This is a genomic window from Micromonospora sp. NPDC002717 (assembly GCF_040295705.1).
In the GTDB taxonomy this organism is placed as follows: domain Bacteria; phylum Actinomycetota; class Actinomycetes; order Mycobacteriales; family Micromonosporaceae; genus Micromonospora.
In genome coordinates this window covers 1-20,501 of the sequence record NZ_JBEOVW010000041.1, presented here as the reverse complement: position 1 = coordinate 20,501, position 20,501 = coordinate 1, and the positions used below count along the sequence as shown (strand labels likewise).

15 protein-coding genes are annotated in these 20,501 nt (G+C 74.3%); 13 read left to right on the top strand and 2 right to left on the bottom strand.

The window, feature by feature from the left end; all coding sequences use genetic code 11:
* The first annotated feature begins 4 nt into the window (after nucleotides 1–4).
* The 13 genes from ABT006_RS32215 to ABT006_RS32155 all read left to right on the top strand — a co-directional run bounded on the left by ABT006_RS32215 (nucleotide 5) and on the right by ABT006_RS32155 (nucleotide 17,753).
* A complete protein-coding gene (locus ABT006_RS32215; protein WP_350712253.1) occupies nucleotides 5–1,060 on the top strand; it encodes a substrate-binding domain-containing protein in 1,056 nt (351 codons plus the stop codon).
* Nucleotides 1,061–1,113: 53 nt separating this feature from the next.
* Nucleotides 1,114–2,319 carry a Gfo/Idh/MocA family protein gene (locus ABT006_RS32210; RefSeq protein WP_466024974.1) on the top strand — a complete coding sequence of 402 codons (1,206 nt, stop codon included), beginning with the start codon at nucleotides 1,114–1,116 and terminating at the stop codon, nucleotides 2,317–2,319.
* A 483-nt stretch (nucleotides 2,320–2,802) separates the two neighbouring features.
* Nucleotides 2,803–3,963: an inositol-3-phosphate synthase gene (locus tag ABT006_RS32205; RefSeq protein ID WP_350712251.1), complete on the top strand. Its 1,161-nt coding sequence runs from the start codon at nucleotides 2,803–2,805 to the stop codon at nucleotides 3,961–3,963.
* On the top strand, nucleotides 3,947–4,849 hold the full coding sequence (locus tag ABT006_RS32200; protein ID WP_350712250.1) for an SCO3242 family prenyltransferase: 903 nt from the start codon (nucleotides 3,947–3,949) through the stop codon (nucleotides 4,847–4,849). Before ABT006_RS32205 ends, ABT006_RS32200 begins: the two co-directional genes overlap by 17 nt.
* A complete protein-coding gene (locus ABT006_RS32195; protein ID WP_350712249.1) occupies nucleotides 4,846–5,766 on the top strand; it encodes a sugar phosphate isomerase/epimerase family protein in 921 nt (306 codons plus the stop codon). Before ABT006_RS32200 ends, ABT006_RS32195 begins: the two co-directional genes overlap by 4 nt.
* 37 nt (nucleotides 5,767–5,803) lie before the next feature.
* Nucleotides 5,804–6,427, top strand: a complete 624-nt coding sequence (locus ABT006_RS32190; RefSeq protein ID WP_350712248.1) for an EboA domain-containing protein — start codon at nucleotides 5,804–5,806, stop codon at nucleotides 6,425–6,427.
* Nucleotides 6,427–7,293 carry a TatD family hydrolase gene (locus ABT006_RS32185; protein WP_350712247.1) on the top strand — a complete coding sequence of 289 codons (867 nt, stop codon included), beginning with the start codon at nucleotides 6,427–6,429 and terminating at the stop codon, nucleotides 7,291–7,293. The genes ABT006_RS32190 and ABT006_RS32185 overlap by 1 nt, the downstream gene beginning before the upstream one ends.
* A complete protein-coding gene (eboE, locus tag ABT006_RS32180; protein ID WP_350712246.1) occupies nucleotides 7,293–8,495 on the top strand; it encodes a metabolite traffic protein EboE in 1,203 nt (400 codons plus the stop codon). The genes ABT006_RS32185 and eboE overlap by 1 nt, the downstream gene beginning before the upstream one ends.
* 76 nt (nucleotides 8,496–8,571) lie before the next feature.
* Entirely contained in the window at nucleotides 8,572–10,008 is a 1,437-nt protein-coding gene (locus ABT006_RS32175; protein ID WP_350712245.1) for an alkaline phosphatase family protein, read from the top strand.
* A complete protein-coding gene (locus tag ABT006_RS32170; protein ID WP_350712244.1) occupies nucleotides 10,005–11,072 on the top strand; it encodes a polyprenyl synthetase family protein in 1,068 nt (355 codons plus the stop codon). Before ABT006_RS32175 ends, ABT006_RS32170 begins: the two co-directional genes overlap by 4 nt.
* A 307-nt stretch (nucleotides 11,073–11,379) precedes the next feature.
* Nucleotides 11,380–14,244: a PQQ-dependent sugar dehydrogenase gene (locus ABT006_RS32165; RefSeq protein WP_350712243.1), complete on the top strand. Its 2,865-nt coding sequence runs from the start codon at nucleotides 11,380–11,382 to the stop codon at nucleotides 14,242–14,244.
* Nucleotides 14,245–14,318: 74 nt separating this feature from the next.
* Nucleotides 14,319–16,427, top strand: a complete 2,109-nt coding sequence (locus ABT006_RS32160; RefSeq protein WP_350712242.1) for a ThuA domain-containing protein — start codon at nucleotides 14,319–14,321, stop codon at nucleotides 16,425–16,427.
* A 318-nt stretch (nucleotides 16,428–16,745) separates the two neighbouring features.
* Entirely contained in the window at nucleotides 16,746–17,753 is a 1,008-nt protein-coding gene (locus ABT006_RS32155; RefSeq protein WP_350712241.1) for a sugar phosphate isomerase/epimerase family protein, read from the top strand.
* A 212-nt stretch (nucleotides 17,754–17,965) separates the two neighbouring features.
* Here the strand turns inward: ABT006_RS32155 and ABT006_RS32150 are convergent, their stop codons facing one another.
* Nucleotides 17,966–19,150: an ROK family transcriptional regulator gene (locus ABT006_RS32150; protein ID WP_350712240.1), complete on the bottom strand. Its 1,185-nt coding sequence runs from the start codon at nucleotides 19,148–19,150 to the stop codon at nucleotides 17,966–17,968.
* A 108-nt stretch (nucleotides 19,151–19,258) separates the two neighbouring features.
* Nucleotides 19,259–20,332 carry a sugar phosphate isomerase/epimerase family protein gene (locus tag ABT006_RS32145; RefSeq protein ID WP_350712239.1) on the bottom strand — a complete coding sequence of 358 codons (1,074 nt, stop codon included), beginning with the start codon at nucleotides 20,330–20,332 and terminating at the stop codon, nucleotides 19,259–19,261.
* Nucleotides 20,333–20,501 lie beyond the last annotated feature (169 nt).

Here is a 20,501-nt window from a genome sequence, read left to right as displayed (position 1 = left end):
CGTCATGACCCAGCACAGTCGCGACGTGTCGCGCCGCCGGATGCTCTTCGGCGGGGCCGCCGTCGGCGCCGGCGTGCTGCTCGCCGGCTGCACCAGCAACGAGACCCAGCCCACCGAGGCGCAGACCAAGGCGGCGGGCGCCCCCGGCGGCAACAGCGAGCCCGGCAAGCGGGTGACGATCGGCTTCTCCGCGCCGGCCGCGGACCACGGTTGGATCGCCGCCATCACCAACAACGCCAAGGCGCAGGCCGGCACGTACTCCGACGTGGAGTTCAAGACGGTCGAGGCCGGCGCCGACGCCGCGGCCCAGCGGGCGGCGCTGTCCACCCTCATCTCGCAGAAGCCCGACGTGATCGTGCTGCTGCCGCACGACGGCAAGGAGCTCAACGCCTTCGGCCTGGAGGCGATGAAGGCCGGCATCCCGGTGGTCAACCTGGACCGCGCGTTCCCCGACGCGCGCGCCTACCGGCTCCAGATCAAGGGCGACAACTACGGCATGGGCGTGGCCGCCGCCACCTACATGGTCGAGCAGTTCAAGGCCAAGGGCGTCAGCAACCCGGTCATCGGCGAGATCGCCGGCATGGACGAGCTGGAGCTGACGCAGGAGCGGTCGAAGGGCTTCGTCGACACCCTGACGGCGAACGGCCTGAAGATCGCCAACCGGCGCGCGGCCCGCTTCACGGCCGACTCCGGGCAGCAGGAGGCGGCGCAGCTGCTCCAGGCCCTGCCGAAGATGGACGCCCTCTGGAACCACGACGACGACCAGGGCATCGGCGTGCTGGCCGCGATCAACCAGGCCAACCGCAAGGAGTTCTTCATGGTCGGCGGCGCCGGCTCGAAGAAGGCGATGGAGGACATCCAGGCCGACAACACGGTGCTCAAGGCGACCGTGACCTACAGCCCGTCGATGGCCTCCTCGGCGATCTCCCTGGCCCGGCTGATCGCCCAGGGCCGGGGCATGTCCGACCTGGTGGAACTCCAGGTGCCCAAGGAGATCGTCCTCGCCTCCGAGACGATCACCAAGGAGAACGCGGGCAACTACCTGAAGCTCGGGTTCTGACACACGGGGGGAGACCCACCTTGTCCACGACAGACAGGCAACTGCGGGTCGGCATGGTCGGCTACGCGTTCATGGGCGCCGCGCACTCGCAGGCGTGGCGCACCGTGAACCGGGTGTACGACCTGCCGACACGGGCCCGGATGGCGCTCATCTGCGGCCGGGACGCCGGGAAGGTGGCCGACGCCGCCGACCGGCTCGGCTGGGAGGCGTACACGACCGACTGGCGCGACCTCGTCGCCCGGGACGACATCGACGTGGTCGACGTCTGCACACCCGGGGACAGCCACGCCGAGATCGCCCTCGCCGCGCTGGCCGCCGGCAAGCACGTGCTGTGCGAGAAGCCGCTGGCGAACACGGTCGCCGAGGCCCGGGCGATGGCCGCCGCGGCGGCCACGGCGCGGGCGTCCGGCGTGCGGTCGATGTGCGGGTTCAACTACCGCCGGGTGCCCGCGGTCACGATGATGCGCCAGCTCGTCGCCGACGGGCGGCTCGGGGTGATCCGGCACGTCCGGGCGACGTACCTGCAGGACTGGATCGTGGACCCGCAGTTCCCCCTGGTCTGGCGGTTGCAGCGGGACCGGGCGGGCTCCGGCGCGCTCGGCGACATCGGCGCGCACATCATCGACCTGACCCAGTACGTCACCGGGCAGCGGATCAGCGGGGTCAGCGCCGTGACGGAGACCTTCGTCAAGGAGCGCCCGCTGCCGGGCGGGTCGAGCGGGCTGGCGGCCACGGTGGACGGGGGCGCGGTCGACGGCACCGGCGCCGACGGGCACCGCCCGGCCACCGGCACGGTCACCGTCGACGACGCGGCGGTCTTCGTGGCCCGGCTCGACGGCGGCGCGCTGGCCACGTACGAGGCGAGCCGGTTCGCCACCGGCCGCAAGAACGCGCTCCGGGTGGAGATCAACGGCTCCCTCGGGACCGTGGCCTTCGACCTGGAACGCCTCAACGAGCTGGAGTTCTTCGACGCGACGCGACCGGCCGCCGAGCAGGGCTTCAGCCGCATCCTGGTGACCGAGGGGGAGCACCCGTACATGTCGGCGTGGTGGCCGCCCGGCCACATCATCGGCTACGAGCACTCCTTCACGCACCAGATGCGGGACTTCGTCGAGGCGGTCGCCACCGGCGTCGACCCGGCCCCCTCCTTCGCCGACGGGCTCCAGGTCCAGCTCGTGCTGGACGCGGTCGCCCGGTCGGCGGAACTGGGCTCCTCGTGGACGGAGGTGGAGCCCGCGCTGGCCTCGGTGGCCGTCTGAGCCACCTCCGGCGCCGACCGGCGAGGGACCGGCCGCGGTTGCGCCCCGCGGCCGGGACGAGGTCGGCACCGGAGGACGTGCAGCCGGGCCGCCACGGCCCGGTGGCGCACGAGCAGGACGGTCGTCCGGTGCGGCCGGACCGGGATTCCCCAGTCGCACCGGAGGACCGCCACCACCCGGCGATCCCGCCGGGCCGCGTCACCCCACGACGTCCGGTCGGGGCGCGCCGTCGTCCCGACCGGCGGATGCGGGGGAGGCAGGGGCGAGACGCCGACCGACCCTGCCTGCCAGCCCCGTCCGTCCGCGCCCGCACCGGGAGCCGGTCCGGCGTCGTCGCCGCCGACGTCGACACCGGGCCGGTCGGCTCCCCCGGTGCGGCCGGCGGACGGGGCCCATCCGCACAGATCCATATCTTTCCGAACAAACTTCTGATATCCATGTAAGCCAATGCACGGCTGGTTCCTCCTGACGGGAAGGAGCACCATGCGTACGGGTGTCTGGCTGGTGGGGGCGCGCGGCTCGGTCGCGACCACCAGCATCGTCGGGGCGCTCGCCCTGCGAGCCGGGCTCACCGGCCCGACCGGCTGCGTCACCGAGCTGCCCGACGTGCGTGGGCCCGCCCTGCCGGCCTTCACCGACCTGGTCTTCGGCGGGCACGACGTCGCCACCGTCCCGCTGGCCAAACGCGCCGAGGCCCTCGCCGCCGCCGGCGTGCTGCCCGGCCGGCTGGTCGCCGCCCTCCCCGACGAACTGGCCGCCGTCGAGCGCGAGCTGCGCGCGGCCCCCACCGCCGGCACCCAGGCGGACCGGGCCGCCGCGACCGTACGCGACCTCACCGACTTCCGGGACCGGCACGAGCTGGACCGGGTGGTCGTGGTCAACGTCTCGGCCACCGAACCGGTCGCCCGACCGCACCCGGCGCACGCCGACCCGGACACGCTGCGGGCCGCGCTCGCCGGTCCCGACGAGGTGCTGCCGCCCAGTTCTCTCTACGCGTACGCGGCGGTGCATGCGGGCTGTTCGTACGTCGACTTCACCCCGTCCACCGGGCTGCGGCTGCCGGCCCTGGCCACGCTGGCGGCGCAACGCGGGATCCCGTACGCCGGGCACGACGGCAAGACGGGGGAGACCCTGGTCAAGTCGGTGCTCGCGCCGATGTTCGCGATGCGGCACCTGGCGGTGCGCTCCTGGTCCGGGATGAACCTGCTCGGCGGCGGCGACGGCGCCACCCTCGCCGACCCGGCCGCCAACGCCGCCAAGGTGGAGAGCAAGCAACGGGTGCTCGGCGAGACGCTCGGTTACCTCCCGCAGGGCGGCACCAGGATCGAGTACGTCGAGGAGCTGGGCGACTTCAAGACCGCGTGGGACCTGGTCACCTTCGCGGGCTTCCTCGGCACCGGGATGCGGATGGAGTTCACCTGGCACGGCTGCGACTCCGCGCTGGCCGCGCCCCTGGTGCTCGACCTGGCCCGGCTCGTCGCCGCCGCGCACGCCGCCGGCCACACCGGCCCCCTGCACGACCTGGCCTTCTTCTTCAAGGATCCGCTCGGCGCGTCCACCCACTCGCTGGCCGACCAGTGGACCCGGCTGTGCGGCTTCGCCCGCCGGTTGCACGCGGGAGGTGCCGATGCCCCGCGCGACTGACCTCGTCGAGCTGGTCCGGGCCCCGGCCGCGCTCTCGGTGCCCGGCGACGTCGTCGCCGGTGCGGCCGCGGCCGGCGCGCTCGACCGGCGTACGCCCGCCCTGGCCGCCGCGTCCGTGCTGCTCTACTGGGCGGGAATGGCCGCCAACGACTGGGCCGACCGGCGGCTGGACGCCGTCGAACGCCCCGAGCGGCCCATCCCCAGCGGCCGGGTCGCCCCCGGGACCGCGCTCGGCCTCGCCGCCGGGCTCACCGCCGCCGGGGTCGCGCTGGCCGCCACCGCCGGGGGCCGGCGCGCCGCGAGCGTCGCCGTCCCGCTCGCCGCCGCCGTCTGGGGGTACGACCTGGCGGCGAAGGACACCCCCGCCGGACCGGCCGTGATGGCCGCGTGCCGGGGGCTGGACGTGCTGCTCGGCGCCACGGGTGGACGGGTGCTGCGGGCGGTGCCGGCGGCGGTCACCGTGGCCGCCCACACGTGGACGGTCACGGCCCTCTCCCGCCGGGAGGTCACCGGCGCCGACGCGGCGCTGCCGCTGCGTACCCTCGCCGGCACCGCCCTGGTCGCCGCCGCCGCCACCGTCCCGACGGGTCGTGCCCGGCCCGCCGGTCGCGCGATGCCCCGCCGGCGGCGTGGCCCGGCCGGCGTCGAGGTGCTGCCGGCCCTGCTGGCCGGCTCGTACGCGGCCCGCTACGGCGCGGCCCAGGCCCGGGTGGTGGCCGATCCCTCCGCCGCCCGGGTGCGTGCGGCGGTGGGGGCCGGGATCACCGGGCTGCCCGCGTTACAGGGCGCCCTGGCCGCGCGCGCCGGGGCCGGGCTGCTCGGACTGGCGGTGGCGGCGGCCGCGCCCCTGGGCCGCCGGCTGGCCCGGAAGGTCTCCCCGACATGACCGCCCCGCGCCCCCGACACGCGGCCCGGGAACCCGGGAGCACCGGGGCGGCCGGCAGCGGCGACGGCGGGCTGCGGTTCGGCTACGGGACCAACGGGTTCGCCAACCACCGGCTGGCCGACGCGCTGGCGGTCATCGCCGACCTGGGCTATCAGGGCGTCGCGCTCACCCTGGACCACGACCACCTCGACCCGTTCGCGCCCGCGTTGGCGCGGCGGGTGGCCGCCGTCGCCCGCCGGCTGGCGGCGCTCGGCCTCGCCGTGGTCGTCGAGACCGGCGCGCGGTACCTGCTCGACCCGTGGCACAAGCACGCCCCGACGCTGCTGCACGACGACCCGACGCGGCGCGTCGAGTTCCTGCGCCGGGCCGTGCGGATCGGCGCCGACCTGGGCGCGGAGGCCGTCTCCTTCTGGGCCGGCGTACGCCCCGACGCCGTCCCGCCGCCGACGGCCTGGGACCGGCTGGTCACCGGCTGCGCGACGGTGGTCGACGCCGCCGACGTGGCCGGGGTGACCCTCGGCTTCGAACCGGAGCCGGGAATGCTGGTCGAGGACATCGCCGGCTGGCGCCGGCTGCGCGGCACGCTCGGCGACCCGGCCCACTTCGGCATCACGCTCGACATCGGACACTGCCGCTGCCTGGAGCCGCGGTCGGTCCCGGCGTGCGTGCACGAGGTGGCCGAGCACCTGGTCAACGTGCAGATCGACGACATGCGCCGGGGCGTGCACGAGCACCTGGAGTTCGGTGCCGGCGAGATCGACTTCCCGCCGGTGCTGCGGGCCCTGGCCGACGCCGGCTACCGGGGGCTGGTCGCCGTGGAGCTGCCCCGGCATTCGCACGCGGCACCCGCCGTCGCCGCCCGCTCGCTCGACTTCCTGCGGAACGCCACGAAGGAAGCCGCGCAACGGGATCGGTGACGGGGCACGCGCAGGGCAGCACGAGAGAGGAGACGGGATGACACCGGATTCACTGCGGGCCGCGCTGCGGGGGGTATCCCCCGAGCCTGACTGGCTCGACGCGGCGGTGCGGCGGGTGGCGGCGGAACCGGCGGCGATCGGCGGGCTCTTCGCGGCTGCCGGCCGGCGCTGCGGCCGGGCCCCGCTGACGGAGCCGGCCGGCTGGAGCGCCGACGAGGCGGCCCGGGCGCTGCTGCTGACCGCACTGCCCGCCGACCACGCCCCGCACGCCGAGTCGCTCTACCGCCACGGCGACGCCGCCGAGAAGCGGGCCGTGCTCAAGGCCCTGCCGCTGCTGCCGATCGGCGCGGCCGGGGTGCCGCTGCTGCACGACGCGATCCGCACCAACGACACCCGGCTGGTCGCCGCCGCCCTCGGCCCGTACGCCCGGCACCTCGACCCGGCCGCCTGGCGGCAGGCGGTGCTCAAGTGCGTGTTCACGGGCGTGCCGCTGGCCGTGGTGCACGACCTCGACGCCCGCGCCGACACGGAACTCGCCGCGATGCTCGCCGGGCTGGCCGCCGAGCGGCAGGCCGCCGGCCGCACGATGCCCGCCGACGCCACCGCGCTGCTCGGCCGGCTCACCACCGGCCCCGTCCCGATCACCGCCAGGGAGGCGTGATGCGCATCTTCGACCCGCACATCCACATGACCTCGCGGACCACCGACGACTACGAGCGGATGGCCGCGGCCGGCGTCCGGGCGGTGGTGGAGCCGGCGTTCTGGCTCGGCCAGCCCCGCACCAGCGCCGCCTCCTTCGCCGACTACTTCGACTCGCTGATCGGCTGGGAGCCGTTCCGGGCCGGGCAGTTCGGGATCCGCCACCACGCCACGGTCGCGCTGAACCCGAAGGAGGCCAACGACCCCCGCTGCCGCCCGGTGCTCGACCTGCTGCCGCGCTACCTCGACAAGGACGGCGTGGTGGCGGTGGGCGAGATCGGCTACGACTCGATGACGCCGGAGGAGGACGACGCGTTCGCCGCCCAACTGGCCCTGGCCGTGGCGCACGACCTGCCGGCGCTGGTGCACACCCCGCACCGGGACAAGGCCCGGGGCGTCGAACGCAGCCTCGCCGTCGTGGCCGAGTCCGGCATCGAGCCGGGCCGGGTGGTGCTCGACCACCTCAACGAGGTGACGGTGAAGCTGGTCCGGGACACCGGCTGCTGGCTGGGCTTCTCCATCTACCCCGACACCAAGATGTCGCCGCCGCGCATGGTGGAGCTGCTGCGGGCGTACGGGACCGAGCGGGTGCTGGTCAACTCGGCGGCCGACTGGGGGCGCTCGGACCCGCTGCTCACCCGGGCCACGGGGGAGGCGATGCTGCTGGCCGGCTTCACCGACGACGACGTCGACCGGGTGCTGTGGCGCAACCCGGTCGAGTTCTACGGCCAGTCCGGGCGGCTGGACCTGGCCGACCTGGACCGCGCCGACGTCGACCCGCCGACCGGCACCTGGGCCGGCAACTCGATCCTGCGCGGCGGCAGCTGATGCGGCTGCGGCACGCCGGCGGCGACACCGTCCACCTCGGCTACTGCACCAACGTGCATCCCGCCGAGGACCTCGCCGGCATTCTCCGCCAGTTGGACACCTACGCCGTGCCCGTCCGCGAGGCGGTCGGCGCGGACCTGCTCGGCCTCGGGCTGTGGCTGGCCGCCCCGGTCGCCGCCGAGCTGGCCGCCGACCCGGCGGCCCGCCGCCGGCTGCGTACCGAGCTGACCGTTCGGGGGCTGGAGGTGGTCACGCTCAACGGCTTCCCGTACGCGGCCTTCCAGGCGCCGGTGGTCAAGGGCGACGTCTACCACCCGGACTGGACCACGGGCGGGCGGCTCGCGTACACCCTGGACCTGGCCCGGGTGCTCGCCGACCTGCTGCCGGACGGCGCGGCCCGGGGCTCGGTCTCCACCCTGCCGCTGGCCTGGCGGCGGCCCTGGGACGCCGGCCGGGCGGACGCCGCGCGCCGCCGGCTCGACCAGCTCGCGGCCGGTCTCGCGGCCGTCGAGCGGGACACCGGCCGACCGGTCCGGGTCGGCTTCGAGCCGGAGCCGGGCTGCGTGGTGGAGAGCACCGGGCAGGCCGTCGCGGCACTCTCCGGCGTGGACACCGACCGCCTCGGCGTCTGCCTGGATCTCGCCCACCTCGCCTGCGCCTGGGAGGAGCCGGCCGACGCGCTGCGCCGGCTGCGGGCCGCCGGCCTGCCGGTGGTGAAGGTGCAGGTCTCGGCCGCCATCGAGGCGCCGGCCGAGGCGACGGCGGCGTTGCACCGCTGGGTGGAGCCGCGCTTCCTGCACCAGACCCGCGCGGCCGGCTGCGCGGGGGCGGCGGACCCGGCGGACCCGGCCCACGCCGCCGACGACCTGGACGCCGCCCTGGCCGCGCGGCCGCCCGGGCCGTGGCGGGTGCACTACCACGTGCCGCTGCACGCCCCACCCGAACCGCCGCTCGACTCCACCCTGCCGGTGCTGCGCGCCGCGCTGGCCGCGCTCTACGCCGGGCCCGAGGCGGGCTGCGACCACCTCGACGTCGAGACGTACACCTGGGGGGTGCTGCCGGCGGCGCGGCGGCCGGGCACCGACGCGGAGCTGGCCGCCGGGATCGCCGCGGAGCTGGCCTTCGCCCACGCCGAGCTGGTCGCCCTCGGCCTGGCTCCGGCGGCCCGTCCGGCACCGGTGACGGCGGAGGTGCCGACATGAGCGAGCGTCTGCGAGTGAATCATCGACACAGCGCCGGGGTGCCTCATGGCGGCGCCGAGCGGAGCGAGGTGCCGACATGAGCCGGCGGCTGGTGGTGCTGGACGTGGTGGGGCTGACCCCGCGCCTGCTGGCGCACATGCCCCGGCTGCGCGCGGTCGCCGACACCGGCTTCCGCGCCGAACTCGGCACGGTGCTGCCCGCGGTGACCTGCTCGGTGCAGTCCACCTTCCTCACCGGGCTGCCCCCGGCCGGGCACGGGATCGTCGGGAACGGCTGGTACTTCCGGGATCTCGGCGAGGTGCTGCTCTGGCGCCAGCACAACGCGCTGGTCGGCGGGGAGCGGCTCTGGCAGGCGGCCCGCCGGGCCGAGCCCGGCTACACCGTCGCCAACGTCTGCTGGTGGTACGCGATGGGCGCGGACGTGGACTGGACGGTCACCCCGCGCCCCGTCTATCACGCCGACGGGCGCAAGGAGCCGGACTGCTACACCGACCCGCCGGAGCTGCACGACGCGCTCACCGGCCGGCTCGGCACCTTCCCGCTGTTCAGCTACTGGGGGCCGGGCGCGGGGCTGGCGTCGTCGGCGTGGATCTGCCGGGCCGCCGAGCGGATCCTCGCCGAGCAGTCCCCGGACCTGACCCTGGTGTACGTCCCGCACCTCGACTACGACCTGCAGCGCTTCGGCCCGTCCTCCCCGCAGGCCGCCGCAGCGGCGGCCGAGCTGGACGGGGTGCTCGGGCCGCTGCTGGACGCCGCCCGGGCCCGGGACGCCACCGTGGTGGTGCTCTCCGAGTACGGCATCACCGACGCCTCCCGCCCGGTCGACGTCAACCGGCTGCTGCGCGCCGAGGGGCTGCTGCGGGTGCACAACCAGGCCGGCATGGAGTACCTCGACCCGTGGACCTCGCGGGCCTTCGCGGTCGCCGACCACCAGGTCGCGCACGTCTACGTCCGTGACCCGGCCGACGTGCCGGCGGTGGCGAAGCTCTGCGCCGCGCTGCCCGGGGTGGCCGAGGTGCTCGACGCCGACGGCAAGGCCGCGTACGGGCTGGACCATCCGCGCGCCGGAGAACTCGTCCTCGTCGCCGAGCCGGACGCCTGGTTCACGTACTACTACTGGCTCGACGACACCCGCGCGCCGGACTTCGCCCGCCTCGTGGAGATCCACCGCAAACCCGGCTACGACCCCGCGGAGCTGTTCTTCGACCCCGCCGCCCCCGGTGCCGCCAAGCGCCGCGCCGCCGTGGCGCTGGCGCGCAAGAAGCTCGGGCTGCGCTACCTGATGAGCGTGGTCGGGATGGACGCCGGCGCCCGGGCGGTGCGCGGGTCGCACGGGCGGCTCCCCGCCGACCCGGCCGACGGGCCGGTGCTGCTCTGCTCCGACCCGTCCGCCGCCCGGGACCGGGTCGCCGCGACCGAGGTGAAGGCCCTGCTGCTGGAGCTGGCGGGACTGGTCCCGCCGGCCGCGCCGCCGCCTCCCGGAGCGGCCGGACGACCGGGGGGAGCGTCGTGACCGTCACCGTCGCGCCCCCCGACACCGGCGAACTGCGGGCCCGTGTCGACGCCGAGCTGGCCGCGTTCCTCGACCGGCAGGGCCGGGACTGGCCGGACGGCGCGCCCCGGGGCGTCTTCACCGCGCTGCACCGGTTCGTGCTGGCCGGCGGGAAGCGGCTGCGCCCGCTCTTCTGCTACTGGGGCTGGCGGGGCGCCGGCGCCCCCGACGGCGCCCCGATCGTGGTGGCCGCCGCCGCGCTGGAGCTGTTCCACGCGTTCGCGCTGATCCACGACGACATCCTCGACGGCAGCGACCGCCGCCGGGGCGAGCCGTCGGTGCACCGGCTCTTCGCCGACCTGCACGCCCGCTCGTCCTGGCGGGGCGACCCCGAGGCGTACGGGCGCAACACGGCCCTGCTCTGCGGCGACCTGTGCGCCGCCTGGTCCGACCAGATGTTCCACGAGTGCGGGCTGGACGCCGCGCGGGTGCACCGGGGGTGCGCGGTATTCGCGCTGATGCGCACCGAGGTGATCGCGGGCGAGTACCTGGACCTGGTCTCCGGGGTGGGCGACGGCTCGGTGGCCAGCGCGCTGACCGTGATCCGGATGAAGGCTGCCCGCTACACGGTCACCCGGCCGCTGCAGATCGGGGCGACGCTGGCCGGGGCGGGCCCGGGGCCCGTCGCCGAGCTGGCCGCGTTCGGCGACCCGCTGGGCGACGCGTTCCAGCTGCGTGACGACGTGCTGGGGGTCTTCGGCGATCCGGCCGTCACGGGCAAGTCGGTCCTGGACGACCTGCGGGAGGGCAAGCCGACGGTGATGATGGCGCTGGCCCGTGGCGCCGCCGACCGGGCGCAGGCCGCCAGGCTGCGGGAGCTGTTCGGCAACCCGGCGCTGGACGCCGACGGGGCCGCCGAGCTGCGGGGCATCATCGAGCGTACCGGCGCGCGCGAGCGGATCGAGCGGATGATCCGGGTGCGCGCCGATGCCGCCCTGGCGGCCCTGGCGGAGGCCCCCGTGACCCCCGAGGCCCGTGCCGCCCTCGCCGCCCTCGCCGCCCAGGCCGTCGACCGTCCGCTCTGATCGGCGCCGCCGGGCGCCTCGGGGACTTTTCGCGGGATCGACGAAAGTTCGCACCGATCGGTCGGAACATGTGGACACATAGACGTGTGTCATTTAGGGTCGGGCCATCGCGAAGATGTTTCGTCGAGGTGAACCGGCGGCGCGGGAACCCATCGACTGGTGACCTCCGAGCGGTGGCACACCCCACCCTCGCAGGCCACGGCCGGCCGGGACACCACCCGGCGGCCGACCCATCCCCGCTACGGCATCCGGCGCGACGGCGCGCGCCCGCCCTGGCAGTCACTGGTCAGGAAGGGACGGCACATCGATGTCCACGAAGGACGCTTCCACCCACGGGACCGGTCGACGGTCCGCCGCCGCCGGCGCGGCGCTGCTGCTGGCCGCCGCCGCCACGGTCGCCCTCGGCGCCGGCCCCGCCGCGTTGGGCGGCCCCACTCCGGCCCAGGCCCACCCCATCGTCGGCACCGACTTCCAGCAGGTCACCCTCGCCAAGGGCGTCGCCGAGGTCGGCGAGCCCATGACGATCGCGGTGCTGCCGGACCGGTCGGTCCTGCACACCGCCCGCAACGGCACCGTCCGGCGTACGGACTCCGCCGGCACCACCTCGGTGATCGGTACGCTGCCGGTCTACACCCACGACGAGGAGGGGTTGCAGGGCATCGGGGCCGACCCGAACTTCGCCAGCAACCGGCACATCTACCTCTACTACGCCCCGCCGCTGTCCACCCCCGCCGGCGACGCGCCGGCGACCGGCACCGACTTCTCCGCCTGGCAGGGCGTCAACCGGCTCTCCCGGTTCACCCTCAACGCCGACTTCACCATCAACACCGGCAGCAGGGTCGACATCCTCGACGTGCCCGCCGACCGGGGCATGTGCTGCCACGTCGGCGGCGACATCGACTTCGACGCCGCCGGCAACCTCTACCTCTCCACCGGCGACGACACCAACCCGTTCGACTCGGCCGGGTACGCGCCGATCGACGAGCGCACCAACCGCAACCCCGCGTACGACGCGCAGCGCAGCGCGGCCAACACCAACGACCTGCGCGGCAAGATCCTGCGGATCAGGGTGAACGCCGACGGCACGTACGCGATCCCGGCCGGGAACATGTTCGTCGACTCGGACCCGAGGACGCGCCCCGAGATCTACGCGATGGGCTTCCGCAACCCGTTCCGGATGAGCGTCGACCGGGCCACCGGCATCGTTTATGTCGGCGACTACGGGCCGGACGCCGGCACCACCAGCGCCCGGGGCCCCAGCGGACAGGTCGAGTTCGACCGGGTCACCGGCCCCGGCAACTACGGCTGGCCGTACTGCACGGGCACCAACACCGCCGCCGAGACGTACGCCGAGTGGGACTTCGCCACCGGGACCGCCGGGGCCAAGTACAACTGCGCCGGCGGGCCGACCAACAACTCCTTCCGCAACACCGGCCTGCCGACCCTGCCCGGGGCGAAGCCCGCCTGGATCCGGTACGCCGGCGACGCCGGCAGTCCGCCGGAGTTCGGCGGCGGCTCCGAGTCGCCGATGGCCGGCCCGGTCTACCGGTACGACGCCGCGCTGAACTCCACCACCAAGTTCCCGCCGTCCTTCGACGGGCAGTTCCTCGCCGGGGAACTCGGCCGGGGCTGGGTCAAGCCGATCCACCTCGACGCCGGCGGCGCTCCGGGCACCATCGACACGTTCCCGTGGAACGGCAAGCAGGTCATGGACATGGCGTTCGGGCCGGAGGGGGCGCTCTACGTGCTTGACTACGGCACCGGCTACTTCAACGGCGACGCCAACTCGGCGCTGTACCGCTACGACCACATCGCCGGCGGCAACCGCGCGCCGACCGCGGTCGCCTCGGCCGACAGGACCTCCGGCACGGCGCCGTTGACCGTGAACTTCTCCTCGGCCGGGTCGTCGGACCCGGAGGGCGGCGCGCTGACGTACTCCTGGAACTTCGGCGACGGCACCACGTCGACGACGGCCAACCCCAGCAAGACCTACACCGCCAACGGCACCTACCAGGTCACGCTGACCGTCCGCGACCCGCAGGACGCCACCGGCACGGCGAACGTGCAGATCGGGGTCGGCAACACCGCGCCCACGGTCACCATCAACAGCCCGGCCAACGGCCAACTGTTCAGCTACGGCGACACCGTGCCGTTCAGCATCACCGTGACCGACCCGGAGGACGGCGCGATCGACTGCACCAAGGTCAGGATGACCTACGTGCTCGGCCACGACAGCCACGGCCACCAGATCACCTCCAGGACCGGCTGCTCGGGCTCGATCACCATCCCCGTCGACGGCGAGCACGACGACGCGGCGAACATCTTCGCCATCTTCGACGCGGAGTACACCGACGCGGGCGGGCTGACCACGCACAAGCAGCACACCCTCCAGCCCCGCAAGCGCCAGGCGGAGCACTTCAGGACCTCCTCCGGCGTCAACACCTTCGACAAGGCCACGGCCGAGGGCGGCAAGACCGTCGGCGACATCCACAACGGCGACTGGATCGCGTTCGAGCCGTACAAGCTCGACGACGCGACCGCGTTCAGCGCCCGGGTCTCCTCGGCCGGCTCCGGCGGCACCCTCCAGGTGCGGGCCGGCTCGGCCACCGGCGCCGTGCTCGGCACCGCGACGGTCCCCGTCACCGGCGCCTGGGACACGTTCACCACGGTCAGCGGCAGCCTGTCGGGGGCGCCGGCCGGCACCACCACGCTCTACCTGACCTTCGCCGGCGCGGGCACCGGCGCGCTCTACGACGTCGACTCGTTCACCTTCACCACCGGCGCGACGGTCCGCACCGGCCCGGTCGTCGGGCTCGGCGGCAAGTGCCTGGACGTGCGCAACGCGGCCACGGCCGACGGCACCCAGGTCCAGATCTACGGCTGCAACGGCACGGCGGCGCAGAGTTGGACGGTGACGCCGAACTCGATGGTGCGGGCGTTGGGCAAGTGTCTGGACGTCTCGGGTGGCGGTTCGGCGGACGGCACGAAGATCCAGCTCTGGACGTGCAACGGCACGGGCGCGCAGAACTGGTCGGCGCAGCCGGACGGGACGGTGCGTAACCCGCAGTCCGGCAAGTGCCTGGACGTCTCGGGCAACAACCCCGCCGACGGCACGGCGGTGCACCTGTGGACCTGCCACACCGGCGCCAACCAGAAGTGGACCCTGCCCTGACCCGAGAGGAAGGGCTCCTACCACCGCCTGGTGCAGAGGCAGGGGCCCTTCCGCACACCCGTTGGGAGAGCGACATGCGCAAACTCCTGCGAACCGTCCTCGGCGCGGCCACCGCCGTCCTCGCCGTCCTCGCCTGCACCACCCCGGCCGGCCCGGCCAGCGCCGCCGACGCCCCGTACGACGTGCTGGTCTTCTCGAAGACAGCCGGCTTCCGGCACGACTCCATCGCGGTCGGCACCCAGGCCATCCGCGACCTCGGCGCGGCCAACAACTTCACCGTCACCGCCACCGAGGACGCCGCCCAGTTCACCACCGCCAACCTGGCCCGGTACGAGGCGGTCGTCTTCCTCAACACCACCGGCGACGTGCTCGACGCCGCCCAGCAGGGTGCCTTCGAGGCGTACATCGGCTCCGGCGGCGGCTTCGTCGGCGTGCACGCCGCAGCCGATACCGAGTACGGCTGGTCGTTCTACGGCAACCTGGTCGGCGCGTACTTCGCCTCGCACCCGCACATCCAGCAGGCGAACGTGAAGGCGGAGAACCGGGCGCACGCGGCCACCGCGCACCTGCCGCAGACGTGGACCCGCACCGACGAGTGGTACAACTACCGGACCAACGCCCGCTCCACGGCCCGCGTGCTGGCCACCCTCGACGAGTCGTCCTACTCGGGCGGCTCGATGGGCGCCGACCACCCGCACTCCTGGTGCAAGACCCACAGCGGCGGCCGAGCCTTCTACACCGGCGGCGGGCACACCCAGGCGTCGTACGCCGAGCCGGCCTTCCGGGCCCACCTGCTCGGCGGCATCCGGTACGCGGCCGGCCGCACCAGGGCCGACTGCCGCCCCGAGACCGGCTACACCACGCTCTACGACGGCTCGACCACCGGCTGGTCCCAGGCCGGGCCGGGCGGCTTCGGCAACGCCGACGCCACCCTCACCTCGGTCGGTGGGATGGGGCTCTACTGGTACAGCGCGAAGCAGTTCACCAACTACTCGCTCAAGCTGGACTGGCGGCTCGCCGGCGACGACAACTCCGGCGTCTTCATCGGCTTCCCGCCGTCGAGCGACCCCTGGTCGGCGGTGAACAACGGCTACGAGGTGCAGATCGACGCCACCGACGCGGCCGACCGTACCACCGGCGCGGTCTACACCTTCAAGTCCGCCGACCTCGGCGCCCGGGACGCGGCGCTCAACCCGCCGGGGGAGTGGAACACGTACGAGCTGCTCGTCGAGGGCGAGCGCCTCCAGGTCCTCCTCAACGGCGTGAAGATCAACGACTTCACCAACACCGACCCCGCCCGGTCGCTCGCCGGCCACATCGGGCTCCAGAACCACGGCACCGGCGACGACGTCTCGTTCCGCAACATCCGGATCAAGGAGTTGGGCACCACCCCGCCGACCGGCGACACCACCATCCAGGCGGAGGCGTTCAGCTCGGCCGGCGGCGTCGCCCCGTTCACCAAGGCCGGGGCGAACGGTGGCCAGACGCTCGGCCACATCGACCCGGGCGACTGGGCCGCGTACGACGGGGTGGACCTGACCGGCGTCACGTCGTTCCGGGCACGGGTCGTCTCGGGCGGGCCCGGCGGCACCCTCCAGGTGCGCACCGGATCCACGACCGGCACCGTGCTCGGCGCGGTCGCGGTGCCGAACACCGGAAGCTGGACCACCTTCGCCGACGTCACCACCACCCTCGGCGGGGTCCCGTCCGGCACCCACAACCTCTACCTGACCTTCACCGGGTCGGGCTCGGGGCTCTTCGACGTGGACGACTTCACCCTGGTCAGGCCCGGCGGCAGCGGCGGCGTGGGCCCGATCCGGGGCCTGGCCGGCAAGTGCCTGGACGTGCGCAACGCCGCCACGGCCGACGGCACCCAGATCCAGATCTGGACCTGCAACGGCAGCGCCGCGCAGACCTGGACGGTGACGCCGAACTCGACGGTGCGGGCGTTGGGCAAGTGTCTGGACGTCTCGGGTGGCGGTTCGGCGGACGGCACGAAGATCCAGCTCTGGACGTGCAACGGCACGGGCGCGCAGAACTGGTCGGCGCAGCCGGACGGGACGGTGCGTAACCCGCAGTCCGGCAAGTGCCTGGACGTCTCCGGCAACAACCCCGCCGACGGCACGGCGGTGCACCTGTGGACCTGCCACACCGGCGCCAACCAGAAGTGGACCCTGCCCTGACCCGGGTCCCCGCGATCTTGCAGGTGGTGCCCCGGCGTCTCCGGCGGACGCCGGGAAACACGGGCCGGGACTGCACGATCGCGGGGCGGGAGGGCGGGCAGGCCGCGGGGGGTTTCCTCGGGCCGCCGGGGTGCCTAGAGTGGGGGCGGCGACCGTTCTGGTGGCCGGTGACCCGGCGGGAGGCGCAACCCGGCGGGCCTCGGTGCGTCCCGCACCCACCGGCACGCCCCGCGGCCCCGCCGTTCACCGGTACCGGCCGGTCACCCTCGCCCCGGCCCGCCCGGACGGAATCCCCCATCACGACAGGGGAGAAGGACAATGGCGCGACCCATCACGCTCTTCACCGGCCAGTGGGCCGACCTTCCGTTCGACGAGGTCTGCCGGCTCGCCTCCGAGTGGGGCTACGACGGGCTGGAGATCGCCTGCTGGGGCGACCACTTCGAGGTCGACAGGGCCCTCGCCGACGACTCGTACGTCGACCGGAAGCGGGAGACCCTCGCGAAGCACAACCTGAAGGTGTACGCGATCTCCAACCACCTGGTCGGCCAGGCGGTCTGCGACCACCCCATCGACGAGCGGCACCAGGGCATCCTGCCGGCCCGGATCTGGGGCGACGGCGAGCCCGAGGGCGTACGCCGACGGGCCGCCGAGGAGATCAAGGACACCGCCCGGGCGGCGGCGAGGCTCGGGGTCGACACCGTCGTGGGCTTCACCGGGTCGTCGATCTGGCACACCCTGGCGATGTTCCCGCCGGTGCCGCCGGAGATGATCGAGCGGGGCTACCAGGACTTCGCCGACCGCTGGAACCCCATCCTCGACGTCTTCGACTCCGTCGGGGTCCGCTTCGCCCACGAGGTGCACCCGAGCGAGATCGCGTACGACTACTGGACGACGAAACGGGCACTGGAGGCCGTCGGGCACCGGCCCGCGTTCGGGCTGAACTGGGACCCGTCGCACTTCGTCTGGCAGGAGCTGGACCCGGTCAACTTCATCTTCGACTTCGCCGACCGGATCTACCACGTCGACTGCAAGGACGCGAAGGTGCGTACGGGGGACGGGCGGCGGGGCCGGCTCGCCTCGCACCTGCCGTGGGCGGACATGCGGCGCGGCTGGGACTTCGTCTCGACCGGTCACGGCGACGTGCCCTGGGAGGACTGCTTCCGGGCGCTGAACGCGATCGGCTACGCCGGCCCGATCTCGATCGAGTGGGAGGACGCCGGCATGGACCGCCTCGTCGGCGCTCCCGAAGCCCTGCAGTTCGTCCGGCGGCTCGCCTTCGACGCCCCGGCCGCGGCCTTCGACGCCGCGTTCAGCAGCAAGGACTGAGCACCCGTCGGCAACAAGGACGGAGCACCCGTCAGCGGCACGGACCGAGTCCCCCGGCTGCCGGTCGACACCGCGTTCGGCGGCACGGACCGAGGGCCCGGCAGCGGTCACGGCCGTGTGCGGCAGCGGGACTCGGCCCGGCAGCGGTCACGGCCGTGTGCGGCAGCGGGGACTCGGCCCGCGCTCGGGGGCCGGCCGCCGGTCGGCCCCCGTCAGCCGGTCGAGAAGAGGTGGTCGCTGACCAGCCGCGCCGCGCCCACCGCTCCGGCGCGGTCGTCGAGGTCGGAGAGCACGATCGGCATGGTGCCGGTGGCCAGCGGCGCGGACCGGCGGTAGACCACCCCACGGATCTCGGCCAGCAGCGTGTGACCCAGCCCGGCCGGCGCGCCCCCGATGATGACGATGCCCGGGTTGAAGAAGCTCACGAGGCCGACCAGCACCTGACCCAGGCGGCGGGCCGCGTCCCGGGCCAGGGCCTGCACGGCCGCGTCGCCCGCGCCCGCCGCCGCGACGACGTCGGCCACGGAGAGGGTGCCCGCCTCGGCCAGCCGGGCCGCCAGCGCCGTGGACCGGCCCGCGCGGGCCGCGGCGAGCGCCGCGCCGACCAGCCCGCGGTCGCCGCAGTACGCCTCCAGGCAGCCGGTCTCGCCGCAGGCGCAGCTCGGTCCGTCCTCGGTGAGCGGCAGGTGGGCGATGTCCCCGGCGCTGCTCGTCGCGCCCCGGTAGGGCGTGCCGCCGAGCACCAGCCCGCAGCCGATCGCGGTGCCGAGCTTGACGTAGAGGAAGTCGTCGAAGGTGCGCCCGACCCCGGCGTGCTTCTCGCCGAGCGCCATCACGTTCGCGTCGTTGTCGACCAGGGCCGGGCAGCCCAGCTCGGCGGCGAACGCCTCGCGCACCGGGAACCGGTGCCAGCCCGGCATGGCCGCCGGTGAGGCCGGCGTGCCCTCGGGGAAGTCGACCGGCCCCGGCAGGCCGACGCCGACCCCGGTGAGCTGGGCCAGACCCAGCTCGGCCCGCACCTTTCCGACCAGTTCGACGGCCCGGCCGAGCACCGGCTCCGGCCCCACCCGGACGTCGATCGGCTCGGCGATCCCGGCGAGCACGGTCAACTCGCCGTCGGTCACCGTGACGGTGATCCGGTCCGCGCCGACGACGACGCCGGCGAAGCGCACGCCGCCGGCGACGCGCAGCATCGAGGACCGGCGACCGCCGCGCGACGCCGCCGGCCCCGCGGTCTCGACCAGGCCCCGCTCGACCAGCCGGTCCACCTCCGCGGCCAGCTTGGACCGGGACAGGCCCACCGCGTCGCCGAGCTCCACCCGCGAGCGGGGACCGTCGTCGCGCAGCAGCCGGACCAGCCGTGCCTGGTACGCGTTCTCAGGCCGGACGAGGACCATCGCCATCACCTCCCGGCCTGAAGTCTTCCACGGCGCTGTTACCGGCGTGTGGCGCGCGGGGCCGCGCCCGGTCGTCCCGGACGCGGCCCCACGTGCGTGTCGGGTCCGTCAGCCCCGCAGACCCGACATGTGCTGGAAACTGAGCTCCGCGTAGCGCAGCGACCGGCCCGGATCGGTGGCGCCGCCCGGTGCGTTGTCCTGCTCCCACATCGGGTTGTGGTAGCCCTTGGCGCCCATGTTGGCGAAGAACCCGCCGTAGTCGATGTCGCCCTGGCCGAGCGGCACCATGTCGTACCCGGCGCTGCTGGCCGGGTTGAACGCGCCGTCCTTGGCGTGGAACAGCGGGAACCGGATCGGCTGGGCCGCCACGGTCGCCAGCGGGTCGAAGATGCTGGTCTGCACCACCCCGTCCGGGTCGGTGTAGCTGCGGAACCGGTGCTGGGCCACGTGCGCCCAGTAGATGTCCATCTCGAACCAGACCCACTCCGGGTTGGTGCGCGCGATGAAGTACTCCAGCTTCCGCACGCCGGAGGAGCGGGTCGGCCGGCCCAGGGTGTCCAGCGGGCCGCTGTCGAGCAGGAAGTTGTACGCCGCGTCGTGGTTGTGCGTGTACAGCTTCAGCCCGCGGGCGGCGGCCATCTCGCCGAAGGTGTTCCACCGGTCGACGGCGGCGTCCCAGTCGGCCTTGTAGTTGCTGCCGGTCGGGTCGCTGCCGGTGCCGATGTGGGTCATGCCGAGGATCTCGGCGGTGTCCAGCGTCCGCTCGAACGCGGCGATGGTGTCCGGGGTGACCGTGCCGGGGATCGAGGCGTGCGAGCCGTTGGCGCGCAGCCCGTTGTCGTCCAGGATCGTGCGGATCTCCGCGGCGGTGATCTGCCGGCCGAGGATGGAGGTGTGCTGGTTGTAGCCGGCGAACTCCACCTCCTTGTAGCCGATCTCGGCGAGCCGCGCGAGCACCCGCTCGAAGCCGTACGGCACTCCGCTGGTGTCCGGGGCGGCGCCGATGCGGTCCCGGACGCTGTAGAGGATGATGCCCCGCTTGCCGGGCGGGACGAGGACGCCGTTGCCGTTGGCGCCGGCGGCGGAGGCGAGTCCGGTCGCGCCGACGGCCGCCGCGCCGGCCACGCCGGCGAGGGCGCCGAGCATGCGGCGACGGCTCATCCCGTGCTGACTGTCGTTCATGTGCTGCTGCCTTTCTCGGTGCGGGGAGGGTGGATCCGGGCCGGGGCCACCAGCGGTGACCCGGGCACGTCGGTGGGTCGGCGACGTGGAGGTCAAGGAGAAGCTCGCCGTCGCGCTCAACCGGTTCCTAGACCCGATCCGCGAGCGCCGGGCGCGGTTCGAGGCCGAC